Source organism: Streptomyces monticola (genome assembly GCF_042665355.1).
Taxonomy (GTDB): Bacteria; Actinomycetota; Actinomycetes; order Streptomycetales; family Streptomycetaceae; genus Streptomyces; species Streptomyces monticola.
Window position 1 is genome coordinate 126,740 of sequence record NZ_JBHTCF010000015.1, and the last position, 25,780, is coordinate 152,519.

General features: G+C 71.4%; 19 protein-coding genes. 2 read left to right on the forward strand and 17 right to left on the reverse strand.

The genetic code is table 11. The features are described from left to right. Positions 1-7: 7 nt before the first annotated feature. From ACFQVC_RS29715 to bldG, 10 genes are all read right to left on the reverse strand, one after another. Entirely contained in the window at positions 8-1,546 is a 1,539-nt protein-coding gene (locus ACFQVC_RS29715) for an alpha/beta hydrolase (RefSeq protein ID WP_381836312.1), read from the reverse strand. Between the two features lie 162 nt (positions 1,547-1,708). Continuing rightward, positions 1,709-2,914, reverse strand: coding sequence for a DNA polymerase III subunit delta' (locus ACFQVC_RS29720; RefSeq protein ID WP_381836314.1), 1,206 nt, complete (start codon positions 2,912-2,914; stop codon positions 1,709-1,711). Between the two features lie 231 nt (positions 2,915-3,145). Further along, positions 3,146-6,301 carry a dTMP kinase gene (gene tmk, locus ACFQVC_RS29725; protein ID WP_381836316.1) on the reverse strand — a complete coding sequence of 1,052 codons (3,156 nt, stop codon included), beginning with the start codon at positions 6,299-6,301 and terminating at the stop codon, positions 3,146-3,148. A 160-nt stretch (positions 6,302-6,461) separates the two neighbouring features. Then, entirely contained in the window at positions 6,462-9,311 is a 2,850-nt protein-coding gene (topA, locus tag ACFQVC_RS29730) for a type I DNA topoisomerase (protein WP_381836318.1), read from the reverse strand. A gap of 310 nt (positions 9,312-9,621) precedes the next feature. Continuing rightward, the gene (locus ACFQVC_RS29735; RefSeq protein ID WP_381836320.1) at positions 9,622-9,819 is read right to left on the reverse strand and encodes a hypothetical protein; all 198 of its coding nucleotides are present in this window, start codon (positions 9,817-9,819) and stop codon (positions 9,622-9,624) included. A 217-nt stretch (positions 9,820-10,036) separates the two neighbouring features. Further along, positions 10,037-11,542: a DUF7059 domain-containing protein gene (locus tag ACFQVC_RS29740; protein WP_381836322.1), complete on the reverse strand. Its 1,506-nt coding sequence runs from the start codon at positions 11,540-11,542 to the stop codon at positions 10,037-10,039. 173 nt (positions 11,543-11,715) lie between these two features. Continuing rightward, a complete protein-coding gene (locus ACFQVC_RS29745) occupies positions 11,716-12,300 on the reverse strand; it encodes a small secreted protein (RefSeq protein WP_381836324.1) in 585 nt (194 codons plus the stop codon). 218 nt (positions 12,301-12,518) lie between these two features. Next, the gene (locus ACFQVC_RS29750) at positions 12,519-14,921 is read right to left on the reverse strand and encodes a sodium-translocating pyrophosphatase (protein ID WP_381836326.1); all 2,403 of its coding nucleotides are present in this window, start codon (positions 14,919-14,921) and stop codon (positions 12,519-12,521) included. Positions 14,922-15,287: 366 nt separating this feature from the next. Further along, a complete protein-coding gene (locus ACFQVC_RS29755) occupies positions 15,288-15,737 on the reverse strand; it encodes an ATP-binding protein (protein WP_381836327.1) in 450 nt (149 codons plus the stop codon). Positions 15,738-15,846: 109 nt separating this feature from the next. Further along, complete coding sequence (gene bldG / locus ACFQVC_RS29760) at positions 15,847-16,188, reverse strand: anti-sigma factor antagonist BldG (protein ID WP_003975386.1); 342 nt, start codon at positions 16,186-16,188, stop codon at positions 15,847-15,849. Positions 16,189-16,265: 77 nt separating this feature from the next. Here bldG and ACFQVC_RS29765 point away from each other — a divergent pair, with 77 nt between their 5' ends. After that, positions 16,266-18,719 (forward strand): DEAD/DEAH box helicase, encoded by a 2,454-nt coding sequence (locus tag ACFQVC_RS29765; protein ID WP_381836329.1) that lies wholly within the window; start codon positions 16,266-16,268, stop codon positions 18,717-18,719. A gap of 169 nt (positions 18,720-18,888) precedes the next feature. On the opposite strand, the gene ACFQVC_RS29770 is transcribed toward ACFQVC_RS29765, so the two are convergent. The 7 genes from ACFQVC_RS29770 to ssd all read right to left on the reverse strand — a co-directional run bounded on the left by ACFQVC_RS29770 (position 18,889) and on the right by ssd (position 24,194). Then, on the reverse strand, positions 18,889-19,230 hold the full coding sequence (locus ACFQVC_RS29770) for an Rv3654c family TadE-like protein (RefSeq protein ID WP_381836331.1): 342 nt from the start codon (positions 19,228-19,230) through the stop codon (positions 18,889-18,891). 77 nt (positions 19,231-19,307) lie between these two features. Further along, positions 19,308-19,700: a TadE family type IV pilus minor pilin gene (locus ACFQVC_RS29775; protein ID WP_381836333.1), complete on the reverse strand. Its 393-nt coding sequence runs from the start codon at positions 19,698-19,700 to the stop codon at positions 19,308-19,310. Between the two features lie 70 nt (positions 19,701-19,770). Further along, the gene (locus tag ACFQVC_RS29780) at positions 19,771-20,046 is read right to left on the reverse strand and encodes a DUF4244 domain-containing protein (RefSeq protein ID WP_381836335.1); all 276 of its coding nucleotides are present in this window, start codon (positions 20,044-20,046) and stop codon (positions 19,771-19,773) included. Positions 20,047-20,068: 22 nt separating this feature from the next. Then, positions 20,069-20,839 carry a type II secretion system F family protein gene (locus ACFQVC_RS29785; RefSeq protein ID WP_381836337.1) on the reverse strand — a complete coding sequence of 257 codons (771 nt, stop codon included), beginning with the start codon at positions 20,837-20,839 and terminating at the stop codon, positions 20,069-20,071. 219 nt (positions 20,840-21,058) lie between these two features. Beyond that, on the reverse strand, positions 21,059-21,958 hold the full coding sequence (locus tag ACFQVC_RS29790; protein WP_381836339.1) for a type II secretion system F family protein: 900 nt from the start codon (positions 21,956-21,958) through the stop codon (positions 21,059-21,061). Next, a complete protein-coding gene (locus tag ACFQVC_RS29795; protein WP_381836341.1) occupies positions 21,958-23,106 on the reverse strand; it encodes a TadA family conjugal transfer-associated ATPase in 1,149 nt (382 codons plus the stop codon). The genes ACFQVC_RS29790 and ACFQVC_RS29795 overlap by 1 nt, the downstream gene beginning before the upstream one ends. Then, complete coding sequence (gene ssd / locus ACFQVC_RS29800) at positions 23,103-24,194, reverse strand: septum site-determining protein Ssd (protein ID WP_381836343.1); 1,092 nt, start codon at positions 24,192-24,194, stop codon at positions 23,103-23,105. The genes ACFQVC_RS29795 and ssd overlap by 4 nt, the downstream gene beginning before the upstream one ends. 506 nt (positions 24,195-24,700) lie before the next feature. On the opposite strand from ssd, the gene ACFQVC_RS29805 reads away from it, so the two are divergent. Next, positions 24,701-25,534 (forward strand): HAD family hydrolase, encoded by an 834-nt coding sequence (locus ACFQVC_RS29805; protein WP_381836345.1) that lies wholly within the window; start codon positions 24,701-24,703, stop codon positions 25,532-25,534. The last annotated feature ends 246 nt before the right edge of the window (positions 25,535-25,780 follow it).

Below are 25,780 nucleotides of genomic sequence, written 5' to 3' on the forward strand. Positions count from 1 at the left end.
GGACGGCTCAGCACTTCTTGCCGTCCGGCGGCGCATCGCCGCGCAGGAGGTAGCGGTTGATCGCGCTGTCGATGCAGTCGCTGCCCCGGCCGTAGGCGGTGTGGCCGTCGCCGTCGTAGGTCAGGAGGTGGCCGGAGTCCAGCTGGCCGGCGAGGGCCTCCGCCCACTTGTAGGGGGTGGCCGGGTCGCGGGTCGTGCCGACGACCACGGTCGGGGACGCGCCCTCGGCCTTGATGCGGTGCGGCTCGCCGGTGGCCCGCACCGGCCAGTACGCGCAGTTGAGGGAGGACCATGCGAGACCCTCGCCGAAGACCGGTGAGGCCTTCTCGAACTCCGGCAGAGCGGACTTCACCGCGTCCGGGTCCTTGAAGGCGGGGGGCAGGTCGAGGCAGTTCACGGCAGCGTTGGCGAACATCAAATTCGCGTACTTCCCGTCCGGCTCCCGCTCGTAGTAGCTGTCGGCGAGGGCGAGGAGACCGGCGCCGTCCTCTTTCTCCATGGCTGCCGCGATGGCGTCCCGCAGCTGCGGCCAGGCCGCCTCGTCGTACATCGCGGCGATCACGCCGGTCGTGGCCAGGGACTCGCCGAGCCTGCGGTCGGTGCCGGTCGGGACCGGCGCCTTGTCGAGGTCACGGAAGAAGTCCTTCATACGCTTGCCCGCGTCCTCGGGGCTTCCGGTGCCGAGCGGGCAGTTCTTGCGGGCCACGCAGTCCTTCGCGAACGCCTGGAACGCCGTCTCGAATCCGGCCGTCTGGTCCAGGTTCATCCGGCGCGCAGGCAGGGACGGGTCCATCGCGCCGTCCAGGACCACGCGGCCGGTGCGCTTCGGGTAGAGACCGGCGTACGTCGCGCCCAGGAACGTGCCGTACGACGCCCCTACGTAACTCAGCTTCTCGTCACCGAGCGCCGCGCGGAGCACATCCATGTCACGGGCCGCTGCCACCGTGGAGACATGGGGCAGCACCTTGCCCGAGCGCCGTTCGCAGCCCTGCGCGAACTCCTTGTAGGCGGCCACCAGTTGGTCTGTCTCGCGCTGGCCGTCGGGAGTGACGTCGGTCTGCGTGTACGCGTCCATCGCCTTGCCCTCAAGGCATTCGACCGGCTCGCTGCGGGCCACGCCGCGCGGGTCGACGGCGACCATGTCGTACTGCGCGCGCACCGGCGCCGGGTAGCCGATACCCGCGTACGTCTGCAGGTACTGGATCGCGGAGCCGCCCGGGCCGCCCGGGTTGACCATGAGCGAGCCGAGGCGCTTGCCCGGCCCCGTGGCCTTCTTGCGGGCGACGGCGAGCTTGATGTCGCCGCTCCCCGGCTTGTCGTAGTCGAGCGGGGCCTTCATCGACGCGCACTGGAAGCCGGGCACGCCGCACTCGCGCCAGCTCAACTCCTGTCCGTAGTACGCCGTCAGGGCCTTCGGTGTCTCGGCCGGCAGCGCGGACTCCACGGCGCTGGACGACGAACTCCCCGACGAACAGCCGGAGATCAGCAGCGCGGCCGCCGTGAGCAGGGTGCCGCTGGTGCGGAAGAGGTGGCGCCTGGTGTCCATCCGGCGAGCGTAACTCTCAGGTGGCCGAGGGCACACATTCCGTGTTCAGCGGAGTCCTTACGAGTGACGGTCCCCCCACACACAGACACCCGTGCCGCCCCCACCGACACCCGTGCCACGGCAGTCCGACCCAGCCCCGCCTCATCTCCGAGTAAGGCCGCCTCACCCCGCGCGGAGCGCCACCGCCATCGCCTCCACCGCGAGCAGCGGGGCCACATTGCGGTCAAGTGCCGTACGGCAGGCGGCGATCGCCTCGATGCGGCGCAGGGTCGCCTCCGGTGAGGAGCTGAGCGCGATGCGGTCGAGGGCGTCGCGCATCTCGGTGTTGGCGAGGGCGACCTGGGAGCCGAACTGCAGCGCCAGTACGTCGCGGTAGAACGCGGTCAGGTCGACCAGGGCCAGATCGAGGCTGTCGCGCTGCGTACGCGTACGGCGGCGCTTCTGCCGGTCCTCGAGCTCCTTCATCACGCCCGCCGTGCCGCGCGGCATCCGCCCGCCCTGCGCGGCACCGAGCGCCGCCTTCAGCTCCTCGGTCTCCTTGACGTCGACCTCTTCGGCGACCTGCTTGGCGTCGTCCGACGCGGCGTCGATCAGCTCCTGTGCGGCCTTCAGACAGCCGCCGATGTCGTCGACACGCAGCGGCAGCTTCAGCACCGCCGCCCTACGCGCGCGTGCCCGCTCGTCGGTCGCCAGGCGGCGGGCCCGGCCGATGTGCCCCTGCGTGGCACGGGCCGCGACGGCGGCGACCTCCGGCTCGATGCCGTCCCTGCGGACCAGGATGTCGGCGACGGCCTCCACCGGTGGCGTACGCAGCGTCAGGTGGCGGCAGCGGGAGCGGATGGTGGGCAACACGTCCTCCAGGGACGGCGCGCAGAGCAGCCAGACCGTGCGGGGGGCGGGCTCCTCCACCGCTTTCAGGAGGACGTTCCCCGCGCCCTCGGTGAGGCGGTCGGCGTCCTCCAGGACGATGACCTGCCAGCGGCCGCCGGCGGGCGAGAGCTGGGCGCGGCGGACCAGCTCCCGGGTCTCCTTGACGCCGATGCTCAGCATGTCCGTCCGTACGACCTCGACATCGGCATGCGTACCGATCAACGAGGTGTGGCAGCCGTCGCAGAATCCGCACCCCGGAACCCCGCCCAGGGCGCGGTCCGGGCTGACGCACTGCAGGGCGGCGGCGAAACCACGGGCGGCCGTGGAGCGGCCCGAGCCGGGCGGGCCCGTGAACAGCCAGGCGTGCGTCATCTTCGAGGCCTCGGGGGCGGGAGTCCTGGCCGCCTCCGCGGTCACCAGGGCGTCGGCGTCCCCGGCCGCGGCACTGAGCTGCGCCGCGACGCGCTCCTGTCCGACCAGGTCGTCCCATACGGGCATGTCGCCCCGCCTTTCCCTGCTTACCGCCGTGCCGTTCGGTCACTGCTGTGCCGTTGGCCTACCGCCGCGTCACGACTGCGCGCGCTGACGGCAGCACTTGCCCTGCCTCTCCATTGTGAGGCAGGGGTCTGACAGCGGGGGCCAGTGACGGCGGGACGCCAATGCCAGCCGGACACCACCGGTGCCAGAGACCCGGCCGCCACGGCCGCCCGGCAGCCCGGCCGCAGCCCCTTAGCCGCGCCGCCCCCGGCCGCCACGGCCACCGCGGCCGCCCTCGTCCTCGTCCCGCTCCCCCAGCAACTCGTCCGCCAGCGACGGCAGATCGTCGAGCGGCGTCTCCTCCGCCCAGTCGGAACGGGGGCGCCGACGCGCGGTGCCCGACTCCGGGTCGACCTGCGGGAGTTCACGGGTGCGGTCCTCGTCCGGCGAGGGCTGCTGCCGCTCCTCGCGGAAGATCCCCGGCGGCACCCGGTCCGCGGGGTTGCTCGCCGCGTTGCCCGCCGGGCGGGCGTCCCGCACGGGAGGCAGCACCGCAGTCTCGTCGGCCGCGCCCTGAGGAGCGGGCGGCTGAGGCAGCACGGCCGTCTCCTCGTTGTCCGCGCCGGCTCTCTCGGGGTTCGCCACGGGCAGCACCGTCGTCTCGTCGGCGGCGCTCGACGGTGCGGCGTCGGGCTTGACGATCGGCGTCGGCACGGTCGTCTCACTGTCGGTTTCCGCAGCCGCGGCTTCCTTGCCCGGCGCAGCGGCAGCTTCCTTGCCCGCCGCCGCGGAGGCCGCGGAGGCCGTGGACGCCGCTGCCGCCGCGGATGCTCCGGTCGTCGCCGCCCGCCGCGCCTGCTCCGCCCGCAGCAGGGACTCTTCCGCCTTGCGCTGCTTCTCCAGGCGGCGCGCCTCGGCCTCGGCCCGCAGTCGCGACTCCTCCTCCGCCTGCCGGCGCCGTCGCTCCTCCTCTGCGGCCCGCACCTTCTCCTCGGCCTCGCGCCGCTTGCGCTCCTCCTCGGCGAGACGGCGGGCCTCCTCGGCGCGCTGCCTGGCTTCCTCGGCCTGGCGCTCGGCCTCGCGACGGCGGGCCTCCTCCAGCTCGCGCCGCTTGCGCTCCTCCTCCTCGGCGCGCAACCTGGCGAGCTGCTCCTGCCGTTCGCGCTCCTGGCGCTCCTCCTCGGCCTTGCGGGCGGCCTCTTCCTCGGCCTTGCGCCTGGCTTCTTCCTCGGCCGCCTTGCGCGCTTCTTCCTGCGCCTTCAGCTCGGCCTCGGACAGGGGCAGCACCTGGTCGAGGCGATGGCGTACGACCGTGGTCACCGCCTCGGGCTCCTGGCCCGCGTCCACCACCAGGTAGCGGCCGGGGTCAGAGGCGGCGAGCGTGAGGAAACCGGAGCGCACGCGCGCGTGGAACTCGGCGGGCTCCGACTCCAGACGGTCGGGCGCCTCCGTGAACCGCTCCCGCGCCGTCTCCGGCGAGACATCGAGCAGCACCGTCAGATGCGGCACCAGCCCGTCCGTCGCCCAGCGCGAGATCCGGGCGATCTCGGTCGGCGACAGGTCGCGGCCCGCACCCTGGTAGGCGACGGACGAGTCGATGTAGCGGTCCGTGATGACGACCGCGCCACGCTCAAGAGCGGGGCGTACGACCGTGTCGACGTGCTCCGCGCGGTCGGCGGCGTACAAAAGCGCCTCCGCGCGGTGCGAGAGACCGGCGGACGACACATCGAGCAGGATCGACCGCAGCCGCTTGCCGACCGGAGTGGCACCCGGCTCGCGGGTGAGGACGACCTCGTGGCCCTTGGCCCTGATCCACTCGGCGAGCGCATCGGCCTGGGTGGACTTCCCCGCGCCGTCGCCGCCTTCGAGGGCGATGAAGAACCCGGTGGCGGCGGGCGCCTGCACGGGGTCGCCGCCACCGCGCAGCGCCTCGCTCAGGTCACGCCGCAGCGGCACCCCGGAGCGGTCGTCGGTACGGGCGAGCACCAGCGCCGCGACGGGCAGGAGCAGCGCCCCGGCGAGCATCAGCGCGAACGCGGCGCCGCCGTGCGCGAACACGAACTTGCCGCTCTCCACGCGGTGCGGCCCGATCGCCGCGGCAAGGAGCGGGGCGGCGAGCGCGCCGAGCGCGATGAAGACGCGTACGACGGCCTGGAGGTGCTCGGTGGTGCGGGCCCGCCGGAAGTCCTCGACCTCCTGGTCGAGCAGCGCGTGCCCGGTGTTGGCGGCGACCCCGGCGGCGTACCCGGACAGGGTGACGATCAGGAGCACCGTCGTCGGATCGGGGACGAGCCCGGCGGCGAGCAGGCCGAGGCCCGTGAGGGCGATGGCGAGCGCGAGCAGCCGGCGCCGTGAAAGGGCGGGCAGCACGGACGCCGCCGTACGGATCCCGAGAACCGTGCCGCCCGTGAGGCCGACGACGAGCAGACCGAAGAGCACCGGCCCGCCGGACAGGTCCACGGCGTGCAGGACGGCGACGGCGACCGCGGCGGCGATCGCACCCGCGACCGCCGCGCAGGCGAGCACGAGCAGTGGGCTCGCGCCCGTGCGCCCCTTGTCGACACCGGTACCGGTCTTGGGGCGGCGCAGTCCCTCCAGCGGTGAACGGGCGCGCGGCGTCTGGGTGTCGGGCAGTTCGAGGAAGTAGACGACGGACAGCGAGGCGGCGAACAGGCCAGCCGCGACATACGAGGCGAGTGCCGCCTGGTGCAGATCGAACCACTCGATCCCGGCGCCCAGGAGATTGCTCACCAGGGTGACGGCGATCAGGCTGAACGCGGCGAGCGGCAGGGCGACGAAGGCGGTACGCAGCGAGAGCCGCCGCAGCGCGTCCATGTGGTCGGGCAGCGGGCGCACAGTGGCGCCTTCGAGCGGCGGCGCCGGCAGCAGGGCGGGCGCGGCGCTCTCCCGGGACACGGTCCAGAAGCGCTCGGCGACCCCGACCACGAAGCCGGTGACGAGCAGCACGGCGAGCGCGCTGTCCGGGGTCCAGTCGATCCACAGCGGTGCCACGATCAGCAGCACGGCCCGCAGACCGTCGGCACCGATCATGGTCCAGCGCCGGTCGAGCGGGCCCTGGGCAGAGGTGAGCGAGGTCAACGGGCCGAGGAGCACCGCCCCGAAGAGCAGCGTGGCGAGAATGCGTACGCCGAAGACCGCCGCGACCGCGAAGGCCGCCCCGCGGTAACCGCCCCCGAACGACCCCTCGATGACCGCCGCCTGCAGGGACAGGACGACGAGTACGAGAAGCGCGAGGGCGTCGCCGATACTGCCCACCAGCTGCGCACTCCACAGCCGCTTCAGCGGCGGGAAGCGCAGCAGTGCGCGGACGGCACGCTCACGGGAGTCTGCGACCAGGGCGTCGTCGGGGTCGTGGTTCACGACCGTTGGCTGCTCGGCACGCGTCATCCCGCCAGCCTATCCGGAGCCCCGGGCTCCCCGAAGCGAGTGCCCGAACATACGCCCGGACCACCACGCTCCAGAGACCCGCAACAGCCCTCAGCCCGCCGAAGGCCGACCCTCCGAGGCTCAACTCACTCCACCGAAGACCGACCCTCCGAGGCTCAGCTCAGTCCTCCGAAGGCACCTTCGCCGAGGCCGCCTTCTTGGCCGGAGCCTTCTTCGCGGCAGCGGTCTTCTTGGCGGTCGTCGTCTTCTTAGCGGCGGTTTTCTTGGCCGCCGTCTTAGTGGCGGTTTTCTTCGCCGGGGCCTTCTTCGCGGGCGCCTTCTTGGCCGCCTTCTTGGCGGTCTTCTTGGCCGGGCCCTTCGCCCGCTTCTCCGCGAGCAGTTCGAAGCCGCGCTCGGCCGTGATGTCCTCGACCGAGTCCGCCGCCCGCAGCGTCGCGTTGGTCTCGCCGTCCGTGACGTACGGGCCGAACCGGCCGTCCTTCACGACCACCGGCTTCCCGCTGACCGGGTCCTCGCCGAGCTCCTTCAGGGGCGGCTTGGCGGCGGCCCGGCCGCGCTGCTTCGGCTTGGAGTAGATCTCCAGGGCCTCTTCGAGAGTGATCCCGAAGATCTGGTCCTCGGTCTCCAGGGAGCGCGAGTCGGTGCCCTTCTTCAGATACGGCCCATAGCGGCCGTTCTGCGCGGTGATCTCGACACCTTCGGCGTCGGTGCCGACGACGCGCGGCAGCGACATCAGCTTCAGGGCGTCGTCGAGGGTCACCGTGTCCAGGGACATCGACTTGAAGAGCGAGGCCGTGCGCGGCTTGACCGCGTTCTTGCCGGTCTTCGGGGTGCCTTCCGGCAGCACCTCCGTGACATACGGGCCGTACCGCCCGTCCTTGGCCACGATCTCGTTCCCGCTGTGCGGGTCCTTGCCGAGGGCGAAGTCGCCGCTGGGCTTGGCGAGCAGCTCTTCCGCGTACTCCACGGTGAGCTCGTCCGGAGCCAGATCGTCCGGAACGTCCGCACGCTGGTGGTTCTCCTCGCCCTTCTCACCGCGCTCGATGTACGGGCCGTACCGCCCGACGCGCAGCAGGATGCCCTCGCCGACAGGGAAGGAGGAGATCTCACGGGCGTCGATCGCACCGAGGTCGGTGACGAGCTCCTTGAGGCCGCCGAGGTGGTCCCCGTCGCCGTTCCCGGCGTCCGATGCGGAGCCCTCCGCGTCACCTTCGCCGAAGTAGAAGCGCCGCAGCCACGGCACGGCCTGCGCCTCACCGCGCGCGATGCGGTCGAGGTCGTCCTCCATCTTGGCGGTGAAGTCGTAGTCGACGAGCCGGCCGAAGTGCTTCTCGAGGAGATTGACGACGGCGAAGCTCAGGAAGGACGGCACCAGGGCCGTGCCCTTCTTGAACACATAGCCGCGGTCGAGGATCGTCCCGATGATCGAGGCGTACGTCGACGGGCGGCCGATCTCGCGCTCTTCGAGCTCCTTGACGAGGCTGGCCTCGGTGTAGCGGGCCGGGGGCTTGGTGGCGTGGCCGTCGACCGAGATGTCTTCGGCGCTCAGGCCGTCGCCCTCGCTGACCTGCGGGAGCCTGCGCTCACGGTCGTCCAGCTCGGCGTTCGGGTCGTCGGCACCCTCGACGTAGGCCTTCAGGAAGCCATGGAAGGTGATGGTCTTGCCGGAGGCGCTGAACTCGGCGTCGCGGCCGTCGGAGGCAGTGCCGCCGATCTTGACCGTGACCGAGTTGCCGACCGCGTCCTTCATCTGGGAGGCGACGGTCCGCTTCCAGATCAGCTCGTAGAGCCGGAACTGGTCACCGGTCAGACCGGTCTCGGCCGGGGTGCGGAAACGGTCACCCGAGGGGCGGATCGCCTCGTGCGCCTCCTGCGCGTTCTTGACCTTGCCGGCGTACGTACGCGGCTTGTCCGGCAGGTAGTCGCTGCCGTAGAGCTGCGTGACCTGGGCACGGGCGGCCGAGACCGCCGTGTCCGACAGGGTCGTGGAGTCCGTACGCATATAGGTGATGAAGCCGTTCTCGTACAGCTTCTGCGCAATCTGCATGGTGGCCTTCGCGCCGAAGCCGAGCTTGCGCGACGCCTCCTGCTGCATCGTCGTCGTACGGAACGGGGCGTACGGCGAGCGGCGGTAGGGCTTGGACTCGACCGAGCGGACCGAGAACCGGGAGTTCTCCAGGGCCGCCGCGAGCGCCCGGGCGTTCGCCTCGTCCAGGTGCAGGGTGTTCGCGCTGTTGGGCTTGAGCTGCCCGACGGAGCTGAAGTCACGGCCCTGCGCGATGCGCTTGCCGTCGACCGTGGTGAGGCGGGCGACCAGCTGCGAGGGGTCTGAGGCGTCACCGCCGCGGCCGGTGCCGAAGGTGCCCGTCAGGTCCCAGTACTCGGCGGAGCGGAAGGCGATGCGCTCGCGCTCCCGCTCGACGACGAGGCGGGTGGCGACGGACTGCACACGGCCCGCCGAGAGCCGCGGCATGACCTTCTTCCACAGGACGGGAGAGACCTCGTAGCCGTACAGCCGGTCCAGGATCCTGCGGGTCTCCTGGGCGTCGACCATGCGCTTGTTGAGCTCACGCGGGTTCGCGACGGCGCCTTGGATGGCGTCCTTGGTGATCTCGTGGAACACCATCCGCTTGACCGGCACCTTGGGCTTCAGGACCTCGAGGAGGTGCCACGCGATGGCCTCGCCCTCGCGGTCCTCATCGGTGGCGAGGAAGAGTTCGTCGGAATCCTTCAGGAGGTCCTTGAGCTTCTTGACCTGGGCCTTCTTGTCGGCGTTGACGACATAGATGGGCTGGAAGTCATGCTCGACGTCCACGCCGAGGCGGCGCACCTCGCCGGTGTACTTGTCGGGCACCTCGGCGGCGCCGTTCGGGAGGTCGCGGATGTGCCCGACGCTCGCTTCGACGACGTATCCAGGGCCGAGATAGCCCTTGATCGTCTTCGCCTTGGCGGGCGACTCGACGATGACGAGTCGGCGGCCGCCGCTTGCGGTCTCGCTGGTCGGGGACAACGTTGGCTCTTCTCTCCGGTCGGCACTCGGTGGCTCTGCGGTGGCTCCGCGGTCGCTCTTGTGGTCCGCACGGTCCCGCACGGCGCTCCGTACACCTTCATACGGTGACGCCGTACGCGTTCATACGGTGACGCTGCGGAGTGTGACGGTACATCCCGCCCCCGTGTCAAACGGGAAAAGCCCGCAACGGCCACTCGAACGGTAACCCGACTACCGCCATTCCTGCCGCCCGGAGTGTCTACCTGGCCTTTCGGGGATATCCGGAATCTCCTCTCCCACATTCAACCCCGGCCCGGCGCCCGGCCCCCTCTCAAAGGCGCGTGAAGCACCACACCCCGAGCAGCAGGGCGCCCGCCCCGGCCAGTGCGGTGAGCGTCGCGGATGCGACCGGGCTCACACCTTGCGCCACCGGCTCACGGTGCCGCACGCGGACGCCGGTCCACATCAGCAGCCCGGCTCCGAACAGCGCGAACACCGTTCCCGCGAAGATCGCTGGTCCGCTCTCCATGCCCGTGTCCTCCCCGCCCCGGGTGTCCAGAACGCGGAGGCTGACACGCCAAGCGCACGTCCAGGGCACGACGGGACGGCATCCGGGCGTCATCGGCGCGAATCAGGGGTGAACGCGCCCGGTGGATGTTGGCCGGTTTCCCTCCGGTACGGCCGATGCCCCACGGGTACGCCTCTGACTCCTGACTCCTGACTCCTGTGGCGCCTCGCCCCGCCGGTTACCCCACAGGGTCCAGGAACCCCTGCTCGACCAGGAGCCTGATCTGCCGCGGGGTGCGGTCGCGCAGCAACACCGGGTCCTCGCCGACCAGTTGGGCGATGGCGTCGAGGATGCGGCCGGCGCTCAGCGATCCGTCGCACACGCCGGCGAAGCCCGCGCCCACCGTGTCGACCTTGGTGGCCCGGCGCATCCCTCGGTGCTGGCGCAGGACGACATGCTCCGGGTCCTCGGCTCCCGGGAGCCCGACCTGCTCCTGCACGACCTCGGCACCCAGCTTGAAGTGCCCGGCGAGCAGCGCAGCGTCGTCGGTGTCCCGCAGGAAGTCCTGTCGCTCGAAGTGCGTGCGCACGGCCTCGCCGAGCGGCTGCTCGACCGGATGCGGCCACTCCTCGACGGTCACCGACGGGGTGGCCGCCCCCGACTTCCTGAGCGTGATCCACCCGAAGCCGACGGCCTTGGTCTTGCGGGCCTCGAACTCGTCCAGCCAGGCGTCGTAACGGGCCGCGTACTCCGCGGGGTCCATGCGGTGGTCACCCGCGTCGCGCAGCCACAGCTCGGCGTACTGCGTAATGTCCTGCACTTCGCGCTGCACGATCCACGCGTCACAGCCGCGCGGCACCCAGGAGCGCAGACGGTCCTGCCACTCCTCCCCTTCCACGTGCTGCCAGTTGGCGAGGAACTGCGCGTATCCCCCTTCGTTCAACCGCTCCCCCGCCCCTTGAACGAGCGAGCGGCACAGATCGTCCCCGCCCATGCCGCCGTCCCGGTAAGTCAGGCGCGCACCGGGAGAGATGACGAACGGCGGGTTGGAGACGATCAAGTCGTACGTCTCGTCGGCGACCGGTTCAAAGAGCGAGCCCTCCCTGAGGTCCGCCTCATGGGCGCCGGACAGGGCGAGGGTGAGCCGGGTGATGTGCAGGGCACGGGGGTTGAGGTCGGTCGCGGTCACGCGCGTCGCGTGCTGGGCGGCGTGCAGGGCCTGGATCCCGGAGCCGGTGCCGAGGTCGAGCGCGCTCGCGACCGGCGTGCGCACCGTGATGCCCGCGAGCGTCGTGGACGCCCCGCCGACACCGAGCACCACGCCCTCGTCGTGACTGCCGATACCTCCGGCGCCGCCCACGGCGCAGCCGAGGTCGGAGACGATGAACCAGTCCTCGCCGCCGGGCCCGCCGTACGGCCGTACGTCCACCGTCGCCCGTACCTGGTCACCGTCCTGCGTGAGCCAGCCGTCGGACAGGCACTCGTCCACCGCCAAAACCGCCGCCACGCGCGCGTGCGGCACGCCCTCCTGCAGCAGGAAGAGGCGTACGAGCGCCTCCAGCGGGCCGTCTCCCCGCGTGGCCCGCAGCGCCGGCACCGTCTCACTGCGGGCGAGCGCGGCATACGCCGGGGCGCCGAGCAGTTCGAGCAGTCCGTCGGCCGTGAAGTCGGCGGCGAGAAGGGCCTCCCTGAGACGGGCGGCGGTTCCTGGGCGGTCGTTCGCGGGCAGCCTTGTCGTACTCACACGTCCATTGTCCTCTTCCCCGTCCACCGCACACCCCGCACCCACGCCGAAGGGCGCCGAGGGCGGGCACCGGGACGCGACAAGGGCCCAGCACGCACGCGTGCCGGGCCCTCACGGGAGAACGAGTATCGCTGTCTCTGCCTGCTCCTTGCCGCTGCGCCTCCGGCCTGCCGCTACGCCTTGGAGGGCGCGGGCGCCTTGGACGCGTCGGCCTTGCAGCCGTCCTGCTTCTTGATCGCGGCGCCGACGTCACCGTCGAGCAGCGTCTTCAGAGCCCCGTCGCCGTCCTGCTGGATCTTGCCCAGGTCGTCGGCGACCTTCTGCAGGCCCTCCGAGAACTTCTTGAGTCCCTCGGGCGAATCGTCCTTGGCGTCCAGGCCGTCGACGTCCTTCTTCAGGTTCTCGTACGACTTCGACGCCTCGTTGAGGTCCTTGATGGCGTCCTGCTGGATCTTCTTGCCGTCGTCGACCGGGGGCGCGCCCGCCTTCTCCAGGGCACCGGCGATGGCCTTGTCGGCGTCGGCGATCGCCTGGAACGCCTCCGAGTCCGCCTTCTGAATCTCCTCGGGCTTGCCGTCCGCCGCCGTCGAGACGATGGTCTGCTGCGCCTTCACGCTCTTCTCAAGCTGCGGCTGGATCTGGCCGCACAGCGACTTGGCCCAGTCGTTGAGCTTGTCGTCCTTGTTGTCGCTGCACCCCGACAAGGCCAGTACCAGTACCGCACCGCCGGACAGTGCGGCTGCAAGCTTCTTGTTCACCGGATTGGTCCCTTCCATGGCTCTCGGCCCCGGAACATACACGCCAAGTGGGCGACAACCGCGTGCCGGGCGTCCGCTAAGAGCCCTATTGCAGCCATTTGCACCAAGGGAGAGGAGAGTCACTGAAACAAAAAGGGGGCGCACGGCGCAACAAGGCGGGCGGACGACGCATCAAAAAGCGCCGCCCGCCCGCCTGTTGAGCAGGTGTCGTCCCGAGGTCAGGACACCACCGCGGGGTCGGCCGACTTCGCGACCCGCTCGGAGTTGCCTTCGTCACCCACGGCGATACCGCGCCGCTTGGAGATGTAGACAGCCCCGATGATGACGAGAATCGCGAGCGTGGCGATGCCCGCCCGCACCCCGACACTCGCGTCGTCGCCATAGCTGAACTGGACGACCGCGGGCGCGATGAGCAGCGCCACCAGGTTCATCACCTTCAGGAGCGGGTTGATCGCCGGTCCCGCGGTGTCCTTGAACGGGTCGCCCACGGTGTCACCGATGACCGTCGCGGCATGGGCCTCCGAGCCCTTGCCGCCGTGGTGGCCGTCCTCGACCAGCTTCTTGGCGTTGTCCCACGCGCCACCGGAGTTGGCGAGGAAGACCGCCATCAGCGTGCCGGTGCCGATGGCACCCGCGAGGAACGAGCCGAGCGCGCCGACGCCGAGCGTGAAGCCGACCGCGATCGGGGTGAGCACCGCGAGCAGGCCGGGAGTTGTCAGCTCGCGCAGCGCGTCCTTGGTGCAGATGTCCACGACACGGCCGTACTCCGGCTTCTCGGTGTAGTCCATGATCCCGGGGTGCTCGCGGAACTGCCGCCGCACCTCGAAGACCACCGCGCCCGCCGACCGCGACACCGCGTTGATCGCGAGCCCCGAGAAGAGGAACACGACCGCGGCGCCGAGGATCAGGCCCACCAGGTTGTTGGGCTGCGAGATGTCCATGACGAGGTTCATCGGAGCCCCGTCGCCGAGCTTCTCGCCGACGTCCTTGGCCGCACCCGCGATGGCGTCGCGGTACGAGCCGAAGAGCGCCGAGGCCGCGAGTACCGCGGTGGCGATGGCGATGCCCTTGGTGATGGCCTTGGTGGTGTTGCCGACGGCGTCCAGGTCGGTGAGCACCTGCGCGCCCGCTCCCTCGACGTCGCCGGACATCTCGGCGATGCCCTGGGCGTTGTCGGAGACCGGACCGAAGGTGTCCATGGCGACGATGACGCCGACCGTGGTGAGCAGACCGGTACCGGCCAGAGCCACCGCGAACAGCGCCAGCATGATCGACGTACCGCCGAGCAGGAACGCGCCGTAGACACCGAGACCGATCAACAGGGCGGTGTAGACGGCTGATTCGAGGCCGATGGAGATACCGGCCAGAACCACGGTCGCGGGACCGGTCAGCGAGGTCTTGCCGATGTCCCTGACGGGGCGCCGGTTGGTCTCGGTGAAGTAGCCGGTCAGCTGCTGGATCAGCGCGGCGAGCACGATGCCGATCGCCACGGCCACCAGCGCCAGGACCCGCGGGTCGCCGTCGTGGGCCGTGATCGCCGCGTCCGTGACGCCCTTCAGCTCGGCGTACGTGGCCGGGAGATACGCGAAGACCGCGGCCGCCACGAGCACCAGCGAGACCACCGCGGAGATGAAGAAGCCGCGGTTGATGGCGCTCATCCCGCTGCGGTCGGAGCGGCGCGGCGCGACGGCGAAGATGCCGATCATCGCCGTGACGACACCGATCGCGGGCACGATCAGCGGGAACGCGAGCCCGGAGTCACCAAAGGCCACCTTGCCGAGGATCAGCGCGGCGACCAGCGTGACGGCGTACGACTCGAAGAGGTCGGCGGCCATGCCGGCGCAGTCGCCGACGTTGTCGCCCACGTTGTCGGCGATGGTCGCGGCATTGCGGGGGTCGTCCTCCGGAATGCCCTGCTCGACCTTGCCGACCAGGTCGGCGCCGACGTCGGCGGCCTTGGTGAAGATGCCGCCGCCGACGCGCATGAACATCGCGATCAGTGCGGCACCGAGGCCGAAACCTTCCAGCACCTTCGGTGCGTCGGCCGCGTAGACGAGCACCACGCACGCGGCACCGAGGAGGCCGAGACCCACCGTGAACATGCCGACGACGCCGCCCGTACGGAAAGCGATCTTCATGGCCTTGTGCGAGACGGCCGTCAGATCCTTTGCGGGTTCTCCTTCCGCGGGAGTCGCCTCTCGTGCGGCGGCTGCCACACGGACATTGCTGCGGACGGCGAGCCACATGCCGATATAGCCGGTGGCCGCCGAGAAAAGCGCTCCGACCAGGAAGAACACCGAGCGTCCGGCGCGCTGATTCCAGTCGTCCGCGGGCAGCAGCATGAGTAGGAAGAACACCACAACGGCGAATAGGCCGAGGGTGCGCAACTGGCGGGCCAGGTAGGCATTTGCGCCTTCCTGGATCGCTGCCGCGATCTCCTTCATGCGGTCGGTTCCTTCGCCCGCCGCGAGCACCTGGCGCACCAGGACTCCGGCCACCGCGAGCGCCGCGAGCGCGACGACACCGATGGCGACCACGATGAGGCGGTTGTCGGAGGTCAGTACTGCGGCTGCGAAGGTTGAGGGGTGGTCGATCTGATGAGGGGAAAAAAGCCCCGCCATTCGTCCTCCTTGACGCTGGGGCTGAGCTCAAGATGTGGACGGATTGTAGGGAGCTGGACCTGATCAAAACAGTGCGCGTCAAACGGAATTGGCCCGCAGTTGCTCCTCAGCAAATGATCGCGCCCCGGGATTGCCCTCGAAATGGCTAATGCCTCAAAGGCATTGACGATTGATCGACGATCAAGGAATGTGCCGGGGATATGTTCTCGACCAGGACGTCTGCGAAAACCATCCAAGATCGACCAGGCACCCGAAGATCACGGGGAACGCCAACTCGGCAGCAAAAAGGCCCTGTTCAACGATGTTGAACAGGGCCTGAAACGATCACTGCACGGGCAGCAGGTCGCGCGCGCCGCGCTGGCCGGCTCAGGGCAGCAGCGTCGCCGGTGCCGTCGGCCAGCTCATCCGGATCAGTCCGCCGTCCTCGCCGGCGGTGACCTCCACGTCGTCGACGAGGCCGCTGATGACCGCGAGGCCCATCTCGTCCTCGCCCTCGGAGTCCAGGTCGTCCGCGCCACCGCGAGCACCCGGCACCGGGCCGCCCGCTCCCGCCGCCGCGCCGTCGTGCGGCACTTCGTCACCGACCTCGATGGAGAACTGCTTCTCCTCCTCGATGAGCACCACCCGCACCGGCGCCGAGATGCCATTGCTCTGATGCAGTCCGACGGCACGGGTGCAGGCCTCGCCGACGGCGAGCCTGACCTCGTCGAGAACGGCCTCGTCCACTCCGGCCCTGCGCGCCACCGCGGCCGCCACGAGCCGGGCGGTCCTGACGTGCTCGGGCAGCGCGCTGAAGCGGAGTTCAACGGTGGCCATGCAGCATCCCCCTCGGGCGTATGAGCGTGCTTTCAAGGGGCCGGGCCGCGATGGCCCGGTACCCCCCTGCTCTTGCCGCCCCGGGCCGACCGGCCCGGGGCATCGGCCGTCAGTCGGTGGCCGCTACCGCTTCCTCGACCGAGGTGTGAATCGGGAACACCTTGGTGAGGCCGGTGATGCGGAAGATCTTCAGAATGCGCTCCTGGTTGCACACCAGGCGCAGCGAACCCTCATGGGCCCGCACTCGCTTGAGACCGCCTACCAGCACGCCGAGTCCGGTGGAGTCGAGGAAGTCCACGCCCTCCATGTCGACGACAAGGTGGAAACTGCCGTCGTTCACCAGCTCGACCAACTGCTCGCGCAGCTTGGGCGCGGTATATACATCAATTTCGCCACCGACCTCGACGACCGTACGGTCGCCGACGGTACGGGTCGACAGGGACAGGTCCACGGATCCTCCAGCACCTTGCTATCGAGCGCTCGCCCCTCGGACACCTGATGTCAGGCCTGAGGCGGTCGCCAGCCGCGATGGCATTCAATCACTTACCGGCGGGCGTGCACGACGCCTTCGGACCATTGTCCGTCACGCCAGTGACACACTCGGTGCCGATGGCCAAGAATCTCCGTCCCGATCAAGCCCCGACGGGCACACCTGAGCGACCCTCGCCGCGTACGGTCCTCGACCGGCTCGCCGCGGGGGAGAGCCGGGCTTCGCGCATCACACATACGGAGCACTTGCCCCCGAGGACCGGCCGCCATGCCGTCTGGCCCGATCGCATCCGGGCCGAAGTGATCGCGGCGGTCCACGCGGCGGGAATCGAGCACCCGTGGGCCCACCAGGCGCTCGCCGCGGAACACGCGCTGGACGGGCAGTCCGTCGTCGTCGCCACCGGCACCGCGTCCGGCAAGTCCCTCGCCTATCTGATGCCGGTCCTGTCCACCCTCCTCGACGGCTCCGAAGCGCCGAACGGGCGGGGCGCGACCGCTCTCTATCTCTCGCCCACGAAGGCGCTCGCCGCCGACCAGTGCCGCGCGGTGAAGGATCTGGCCGCCCCGCTCGGTCACTCCGTGCGGCCCGCGGTCTACGACGGTGACACTCCCGTCGAGGAGCGCGAGTGGGTGCGCCAGTACGCCAACTACGTACTGACCAACCCCGACATGCTGCACCGCGGCATACTCCCCTCCCACCCCCGCTGGTCCTCCTTCCTGCGCGCCCTGCGCTATGTCGTCATCGACGAATGCCACACCTACCGCGGTGTCTTCGGCTCGCATGTCGCCCAGGTCCTGCGGCGGCTGCGGCGGCTCTGCGCCCGCTACGGCTCCGATCCCGTGTTCCTCCTCGCCTCCGCCACCGCGGCGGACCCGTCCATAGCCGCGGGGCGGCTCACCGGCCTGCCCGTGAAAGAGGTCGCCGACGACGCCTCACCGCGCGGCGAGCTCGTCTTCGCCCTGTGGGAGCCCCCGCTCACCGAACTCCACGGCGAGAAGGGCGCCCCGGTCCGCCGCACCGCCACCGCCGAGACCGCCGACCTCCTCACCGACCTGACCGTGCAGGGTGTGCGCTCGGTCGCCTTCGTACGCTCCCGGCGCGGCGCCGAGCTGATCTCCGTGATCGCGCAGGAGCGCCTCGCCGAGGTCGACCGCTCCCTGGTGCAGCGCGTCGCCGCCTACCGGGGCGGCTATCTGCCCGGCGAGCGGCGCGCCCTGGAGCGCGCCCTCCACTCCGGCGAGCTCCTCGGCCTCGCCGCCACCACCGCCCTCGAACTCGGCGTCGACATCTCCGGCCTGGACGCCGTCGTCATCGCCGGCTACCCGGGCACCCGCGCCTCCCTGTGGCAGCAGGCGGGCCGCGCCGGACGCTCGGGACAGGGCGCGCTCGCGGTCCTGGTCGCCCGCGACGACCCGCTGGACACCTATCTCGTCCACCACCCCGAGGCGCTCTTCCAGCAGCCGGTGGAATCCACCGTCCTCGACCCGGACAACCCCTACGTCCTGGCCCCCCACCTGTGCGCCGCCGCCGCTGAACTCCCGCTCACCGACGAGGACATGGACCTCTTCGGGCAGGCCGCCGCGGAACTGCTGCCACAGCTGGAGGCCGCGAAGCTGCTGCGCCGCCGCACCAAGGCCTGGCACTGGACGCGCCGCGAACGCGCCGCCGACCTCACCGACATCCGCGGCGAAGGCGGCCGCCCCGTACAGGTCGTGGAGTCCGGCACCGGCCGCCTCCTCGGCACCGTCGACGCCTCCGCCTCGCACACCGCCGTGCACGCCGGGGCCGTCCACCTCCACCAGGGCCGCACCTATCTGGTGCGGGAACTCGACCTGGAGGACTCGGTGGCGCTCGTGGAGGAGGCCAATCCGCCGTACTCCACCACCGCCCGCGACACCACCGCCATCTCCGTCCTGGAAACGGACGTGGAGGTGCCCTGGGGCGACGGCCGCCTCTGCTACGGATCCGTCGAAGTCACCAACCAGGTCGTCTCCTTCCTGCGCCGCCGGCTGATCACCGGCGAGGTCCTGGGCGAGTCCAAACTCGACCTCCCTCCTCGTACGCTGCGCACCCGCGCCGTGTGGTGGACGGTCACCGAGGACCAGCTGGACGCGGCCCGGGTGAACCCGGAGATCCTCGGCGGCGCCCTGCACGCCGCTGAGCACGCCTCCATCGGCATGCTGCCGCTCTTCGCCACCTGCGACCGCTGGGACATCGGCGGTGTCTCCGTGCCCCTCCACCCGGATACCCTGCTGCCCACCGTCTTCGTCTACGACGGGCACCCGGGCGGCGCGGGCTTCGCCGAGCGGGCCTTCCACACCGCGCGTGAATGGCTCACCGCCACTCGCCAGGCCATCGCCTCCTGCGAGTGCGAGGCCGGCTGCCCGTCCTGCATCCAGTCCCCCAAATGTGGCAACGGCAACGACCCTCTGCACAAGCGCGGCGCCGTACGGCTCCTCACGGAACTCCTCAAGGCAGCCCCTACGCCGTAGTCCCGCCCGACCGGGCCCCTGCCCGCCGACCGCCCCGGCGGGGTCGGCGGGGTCGGCGGGCAGGGGCCCGGTCGGCTAGGCCCGCTGGGTCGGCTGGGGCGGCTAGACCCGCTGGGGCGGCTGGGCGGCTGGGCGGCTGGGCGGGGTTCCGTGGGCGCTGGGGCCGGACCTAGCCCTGCGGCCCACCAAGGTCCGGAGGTCTCGCCGGGGCCGGTGGGCGCGCCGCCCCCGGTGGCCCCGCACGGGAGCGCACCTGGGCCCGGAAGGCGCCCGCTGCGGCCCGCACCGTCACATCGGCGATCTCCCCGCTCACGGCGCACCGCACCACCTCGGCGTCCTGAGCCCCGGCCACGCGGGCGGCCCCGGCACAGGCCGCCGCACGGCCCCGCAGTGCGTGGTCGGCGGCGGCGAGTGCCGCCAAGTCGGCTGCACCGCCCGCCCGATGCCGGGCCAGCACCGCCTGGCCGAGCAGCAGCACGGCACCGAACACCACACCCAAGGCGGCGGCCATCACGACCACCCACAAGGTCGCCGACCCACGATCCTCACTGCACCGTGCACCCGCCCCACGAGTGCGATCCGGCCACCTCACGCCCCCACCCCCTCGGTGTCCGCCCCATCGCCCCCGACGCTGTCCTCCGCCAAGGCCACGGCCTCGGCCCGGAGTTCCAGCGCGAACGCTCCCGGTCCCGGCGAGCGGGCGACGACGGCCACCCGCACCAGATCTCCCTCCCTCCGCACGGCGATACGTGCCCCATCGGGCGCTGCCTGCTCCGCTGCCGCCACGGTCGCGCCCGCCGGCTCCTGCCGGGCCGCCGCCCGTGCCCCGGCCCTGGCCGCGTCCACGCACTGGATCTGCGCGGCAGCGGTCATCAACGCCCACAGCAGCGCCACCCCCAGCAGCACCAGCGTCGGAAGCACGGTGGCCGCCTCGGCCGTCACATAGCCGCCGTCACCCGCTCTCCGTCGAAGGCGGCACACGTCGGCCGCTCTCGGCCGACCGCACACACGGCGCACTCTCCGTAGGCCGCGCACCCCGCGCACCCCGCGCTCAGAACTGGACACCGAGCGCCTTCCCCAGGATCGACTCCAGTGCCGCCCTCACCGTGTCGGAGGTCAGTACTCGGTAGAGCACCCCCGCGAGGCCACAGGCCGCGACCGTGCCGAGCGCGTACTCGGAAGTCGTCATTCCGGAGTCGCCCGCCCGCATCCGGTCCCGCACGAACCTGAGCGCGCTTCCGTAGACCCTCGCCCCGTGGACCTTCGCCGGGTAGACCTTCGCCCCGCAGGCCTTCGTCCCGAGGACCCGCGTTCCCACAGCCTTCATCCCAACCCCCATGTGTGTCTGATCAGTTGCCGTTCAGAACCCCGTCGGCCAGTCCGATGACCACCGGGACCACTCCGACCGCGAGGAAGGCGGGCAGCAGGCACAGGCCCACCGGTGCCGCGATCATCACGCTCGCCCTGTGCGCGCGGGCAGCGGCGGCACGAGCCCACTCGGCCCGGCAGTCAGCCGCGATCCGCGCCACCTGCTCAGCGGCCGGCGCGCCGGACGCCCCTGCCCTCTCCAGGCACCGGGCCAGTGCGCCGGCACCCGGTATGGCGGCGAGGCGGCCCCACACCCGCTCCGGATCGCCGCCGAGCCGCAGCTCCACCGCGGCCCGCCCCAGACGTTCGGCCACCGGCCCCCGAAGTGACTCCCCCACTGCTTCCGCGGCGGCGACGGGACTGGCGCCCGCACTCACGCAAGCCGCCAGGAGGTCGGCTGCGAGCGGGAGTTGGGGGTCCGGCTCGGTGAGCGCCGCCACGCCTTCCCGCCGTTCGCTCCGGCGCTGCCAGCGTCGTACGCCGTATCCCGCGATGAGACCCAGGAGGCATCCCTGGATGCCGCCCGCCAACGCGTAGCCCGCGCAAACCGCGCCCGCCACCGGGGCCCACCGGGTGGCGGCACCCCGTGCGCGGAGCCGTTGCCTCGGCGGCCGCCGCAGCCCGAAGACCCGTCGCGCCCGCAGCCGCGCTCTTCGCTCGGACCGCCCCACCGCCACCGCCCACACCACACCGGCCAGCGCCAAGGCCAGCAGCAGCGCCGCCCCCAGCCCGTGGACAACGTCGGCATCCATGCCGTCACCACCACCCATGGCCCCGCCCTCCAAGTCCCCCGGCCCGCCTCACTCCGGCGCTGCTCACGTCCGCACCCCTCACGCCGCCTCACCGCGCCCCTGCTCAAGTCCGCACCCGATACGTGCCGCGGGCCCTGCTCAACTCCGCGCCCCGGCCGCCTCCCCACGACCCCCGCCTCAGGGCCACATCGCCACACCGCCTCATCCCGCACCCCGTCCTCATCGCCGCTCCGCGCGCCGCATGATCCGCACCGCCCACCAGAGGCCAAGCCCCTCGAGCGATCCGCCGATGAGCAGGCAGCCGAGACCGGCGGGGGTGTGCAGCAGCACCCGCAACGGATCGGCGCCCAACCCGGTGCCCATCAGGACACCCACCACGGGCAGCCCGGCGAGGAGCACCGCCGTCGACCGCGCGGTGGACAACCGCACACGCAGATCGGCGCGTTGGTCCCGCTCCGAGCGGAGCGCGCTCTCCAGGCGTGCGAGCCCCGCGGCCAGGCCGCCGCCGCTGTCCACCGCGACCCGCCAGCACGCCGCGAGCCCGAGCAGCCCGTCCGCGCCTGGCTCCCGCGCCGCGTCCCGCAGCGCCCCCGGCACATCCCCGCCGAACCGGGCCGCCGCCAGAACAGCGGTCTCCGCCTCACCGAGCCCCGACTCTCCCTCGGCGCAGCCCACAGCCGTCTGCAGCGCCACACCCGGCTGCCGTCCCGCCCGTACCTCGGCGGCCAGCGCACCGCACAGGGCAATCACCGCGTCGGCCCGCGCCTCGCGCGCCCGTCGCCGCTCCCGGCCGCGCAGCGCTCGCCCCATGAGTGGCATGCCGAGCGCTCCGAGGACGAGCGGCACCACCGATCGCCCCATGGCCGCGACCATCAACGCGACTGCCAGGCACCACCATTCAGGCCGGGCGCGCACCCGCAGCCAGGCGAGCCACCGCTCCCAGGGCGGCGCCGCCGCCGGTTCGTGCACCGTGGCTCCCGCGAGCAGCAGCCGTGCCCGCCGGACCCCGCGGTCCTGCCCCACCGTCAGCCAGGCAGCCGCCCCGGCGCACACCGCCGCGGCATACACCGGCCCCGCCGAGGTCACCCCGGCACCGGCCACAACGACCGCCGCGTCCATCACCGAACACCTCCCAGAAGGTTCTGCAACCGCTCCCAGCCCTGCTCGTACGCGAAGGCCTCCTCGCTCCAGCGCAGGGCGGGCACCGCCACCACAAGGCCCGCCGAGTCCCGCTCCAGCACCCGCACCTCGGCGATGCGCCGCCGTCCTGTCCCGTCCCGTACGAGGTGGAGGACGACGGAGACGGCGGCTGCCAACTGGCTGTGCAGCGCCGCCCGGTCGAGCCCTGCGGCCGTGCCGAGTGCTTCGAGGCGGGCCGGCACGTCGGCGGCGGCATTGGCGTGCAAGGTGCCGCAGCCGCCTTCGTGCCCGGTATTGAGCGCGGCCAGCAGATGCACGACCTCCGCTCCGCGGACCTCGCCGACCACCAGCCGGTCGGGGCGCATCCGCAGTGCCTGGCGCACCAGGTCGCGCAAGGTCACCCGGCCCGCGCCCTCCTGGTTGGCAGGCCGACCCTCCAGGCGCACCACATGGGGGTGGTCGGGGCGCAGCTCGGCCGAGTCCTCGGCGAGAACGATCCGCTCCTTGGCGCCGACGAGCCCGAGCAGCGCCGCGAGCAGCGTGGTCTTGCCGGAGCCGGTGCCGCCGCTGATCAGAAAGGACAGCCGGGCGTCGATGAGCGAGCGGAGCACGCGGTCACCGCCGGGCGGCACGGTGCCCGCCGCGACCAGCTCCGCCAGGGAGAAGGCCTTGGGCCGCACCACGCGCAGCGAAAGGCAGGTGGAGCCGACGGCCACCGGCGGGAGGACCGCGTGCAGCCGTGTCCCGTCCGGCAGCCTGGCGTCCGCCCAGGGCCTCGCGTCGTCGAGGCGCCGACCCGCTACTGCCGCGAGCCGTTGGGCGAGGCGCCGCACGGCCTGCGCGTCCGTGAAGGACACCTCGGTCAGCTCCAGCCCCTGGCCCCGGTCCACCCAGACCTGATCGGGCCCCGACACCAGCACATCCGTCACTTCCGGGTCGGCCAACAGCGGTTCCAGAGGCCCGGCTCCGACGAGTTCGGAGCGCAAGTCCCGCACGACACCCAGGAGTTCGGCGTCACCGAGCACCCGCCCCTGGTCCCGCAGGGCCTGCGCCACCCGGGCGGGCGTCGGCTCGGCGCCGGACTCGGCGAGCCATTGGCGCACTCCGTCGAGCAGCCCCGCGCTCATGACCCGCCCTCCGCCTGAACTCGCGTCCAGAAGGCCGCGCCGAAGCGGCCGAGCGCACTGCGCGCATCGCTGCCGGGCGGCTCGTCCCCTCCTGACAGGCCGGACTCCTGCGGGAGTTCACCGGCCAGCGGCAGGTCGAGCAGCCGGGCGATCTCGGCGCCGTCGAGCCCCGCAGTGAAGGGTGCGCGCACCACGGCCCGCAGATCCCGCAGCACCATCCCGGCGGCCGCGGCCACCCGCCCCGCCGCAGCCACGGCACGGAGCTCGCCCGGCACCACCAGGAGCCCGAGATCCATCTGGGCCAGCGCCTCGGCGACCGCCTCGTCCACTCGCCGCGGCAGATCCACGACCACCACTCCGCCGCGCCTGCGGGCGGCCGCCAGCACCGCGCGCATGGCATCCGGGGGCACCACCACGGCATCACCGCGGTCCCAGCTCAGCACGCGCAGCGAGTGCAGCCGGGGCAGCGACTCCTCCAACGCACTGCCGGCCACCCGCCCCCGGGACTCGGCGAAGGCGGGCCAGCGCAGCCCCTTCGTGGTCTCGCCGCCCAGCAATACGTCGAGCCCGCCGCCCAGGGGGTCGGCGTCGATGAGCATGGTCCGCTGTCCGGCCTTCGCCGATGTCACCGCCAGGGCGCACGCCAGTGTCGAGGCTCCGGCACCCCCTCGCCCGCCGATCACGCCCACGGTCAGCGCGGGCCGTCCCACCCCTTCGGCCACATCCGCGATGCGGTTGACCAGCCACTGCTCCGCGTCGGGCAGCCGGAGCACATGGTCGGCGCCGATCTCCACGGCCCGCTGCCACACTCCCGGGTCGTCCTGGTCGTGGCCGACGAGACAGACACCGCGCCTGCGCGTCGCCCCGCGGACCCGTGCCGCGGCGTCGTCCCCGACCAGGATCATCGGCGCCGCTTCCCAGCCGCCCCTGCGCTCGGGCACCCCGTGGTGCACCTCGGGCCGAGCGCCCGCCGCGGCGCACAGCCGCAGCAGGTCGTCGAGCAGCTGTGCGTCCTCGGTGACGATCAGCGGCCCGGCGCGTCCCGTCTCATCCGTCGGTGCCCGGCCATGAGTGATCGATCCGACCATGACCCCGCCCCCTCTCGCTTGTGAACGCCCGCTTGTGAACGATGCGAACGATGTGATTCCGCTCCTGCGATCGAGTGCCTGAACGCGTCTCGACTTCGCGGCTGGAATCACGATGAGCGGCGGCTGAAAATCGTGTGGATCTTGGTCAAAAACTGTGGACAACTCAGCGGTTGTGAATATCCCCCTCACCCAAACCAGTGACGCCGGATCTCTTCCACAGAGCAGCGCAACCGCTACACACAGTTACGAATCTTGGTCAGCGCAGAAAGACGCCGACTTGGCGCCGCACGGGCTCAAAGGATCAAAAAAGAAGGACCCAAACGGGTCCGGACATGCGACGACCCCCGCCGGGGGGGAGAGCGGGGGTCGTCCCCACGGCCGACTCGGGGGGGGAGGAGTCGGACCGGGTTAGCACGGTCGCGAACGATCCGTGACTTCCATGGTGTACCCGAGAGCCTTCTCAGGCAAACCCACGCGCCCCAGCTTACGCCGAATGGTGGGCCCCTATGCTCGGGCTCGTGGAAAACCACTCCTTGCCCCGCACAGCCGCCTTCTTTGACCTGGACAAGACGGTCATTGCGAAGTCGAGCACGCTCACGTTCAGCAAGTCGTTCTACCAAGGTGGACTGATCAACCGCAGGGCGGTGCTGCGTACCGCCTATGCGCAGTTCGTCTTTCTCGCCGGCGGCGCCGATCACGACCAGATGGAGCGCATGCGTGAATACCTGTCCGCGCTCTGCCGCGGGTGGAACGTCCAGCAGGTCAAGGAGATCGTCGCGGAGACGCTGCACGATCTGATCGACCCGATCATCTATGACGAGGCCGCGTCCCTCATCGAGGAGCATCACACCGCGGGCCGGGACGTCGTGATCGTGTCCACCTCGGGCGCCGAGGTCGTCGAGCCGATCGGTGAACTTCTGGGCGCGGACCGGGTGGTGGCGACCCGCATGGTCGTCGGCGACGACGGCTGCTTCACGGGTGAGGTGGAGTACTACGCGTACGGCCCGACCAAAGCGGAGGCGATCCGCGAGCTCGCCAAGTCCGAGGGGTACGACCTCGAGCGGTGCTACGCGTACAGCGACTCGGCCACCGACCTGCCCATGCTGGAGACGGTCGGCCACCCTTACGCGGTCAACCCGGACCGCGCGCTCCGCCGTGAGGCCCTCGCCCGCGACTGGCCGATTCTCGACTTCCACCGCCCGGTACGCCTGAAGCAGCGGGTGCCCTCGCTGTCCGTGCCGCCCAAGCCCGCCCTGGTCGCGGCCGCGGCGGTGGGTGCTGCCGCGGCCACCGCGGGAATCGTCTGGTACGCGAACCGGCGCCGCTCGCCAACCTCTTGAATCCCGGTCGCAGGCCCCTCGGATCCCGGGCGCACCAAGGGCATCAGCGAATGGCCGTTTCGCCCGAATTTGAACCTAAAAGTAAAGAACTCCGGCCAGGGGTTTCGCTTCCCCCAGGACAGGAGTACAAAGGAGTCAACGGCCCGCGAGACCAAGGACATCCGAGAGGATCACCTTTAACGCAACCAAGGCCCCACGGACCGAGCATGGCCGTCAAGCACCCACGCGACGTCGACCCGTCGATTA

Excerpts from the sequence above, each read along its gene's own strand:
- ACFQVC_RS29720 (WP_381836314.1), bottom strand. The coding sequence starts at position 2,914 with ATGCCCGTATGGGACGACCTGGTCGGACAGGAGCGCGTCGCGGCGCAG.
- ACFQVC_RS29790 (WP_381836339.1), bottom strand. The coding sequence starts at position 21,958 with ATGGACGCGGCGGTCGTTGTGGCCGGTGCCGGGGTGACCTCGGCGGGG.
- ACFQVC_RS29715 (WP_381836312.1), bottom strand. The coding sequence starts at position 1,546 with ATGGACACCAGGCGCCACCTCTTCCGCACCAGCGGCACCCTGCTCACG.
- ACFQVC_RS29765 (WP_381836329.1), top strand. The coding sequence starts at position 16,266 with ATGGCATTCAATCACTTACCGGCGGGCGTGCACGACGCCTTCGGACCA.
- tmk (WP_381836316.1), bottom strand. The coding sequence starts at position 6,301 with ATGACGCGTGCCGAGCAGCCAACGGTCGTGAACCACGACCCCGACGAC.
- ACFQVC_RS29770 (WP_381836331.1), bottom strand. The coding sequence starts at position 19,230 with ATGGCCGCCGCCTTGGGTGTGGTGTTCGGTGCCGTGCTGCTGCTCGGC.
- ACFQVC_RS29735 (WP_381836320.1), bottom strand. The coding sequence starts at position 9,819 with ATGGAGAGCGGACCAGCGATCTTCGCGGGAACGGTGTTCGCGCTGTTC.
- ACFQVC_RS29805 (WP_381836345.1), top strand. The coding sequence starts at position 24,701 with ATGCTCGGGCTCGTGGAAAACCACTCCTTGCCCCGCACAGCCGCCTTC.
- ACFQVC_RS29785 (WP_381836337.1), bottom strand. The coding sequence starts at position 20,839 with ATGGATGCCGACGTTGTCCACGGGCTGGGGGCGGCGCTGCTGCTGGCC.
- ACFQVC_RS29755 (WP_381836327.1), bottom strand. The coding sequence starts at position 15,737 with ATGGCCACCGTTGAACTCCGCTTCAGCGCGCTGCCCGAGCACGTCAGG.
- ACFQVC_RS29780 (WP_381836335.1), bottom strand. The coding sequence starts at position 20,046 with ATGAAGGCTGTGGGAACGCGGGTCCTCGGGACGAAGGCCTGCGGGGCG.
- ssd (WP_381836343.1), bottom strand. The coding sequence starts at position 24,194 with ATGGTCGGATCGATCACTCATGGCCGGGCACCGACGGATGAGACGGGA.
- ACFQVC_RS29795 (WP_381836341.1), bottom strand. The coding sequence starts at position 23,106 with ATGAGCGCGGGGCTGCTCGACGGAGTGCGCCAATGGCTCGCCGAGTCC.
- ACFQVC_RS29750 (WP_381836326.1), bottom strand. The coding sequence starts at position 14,921 with ATGGCGGGGCTTTTTTCCCCTCATCAGATCGACCACCCCTCAACCTTC.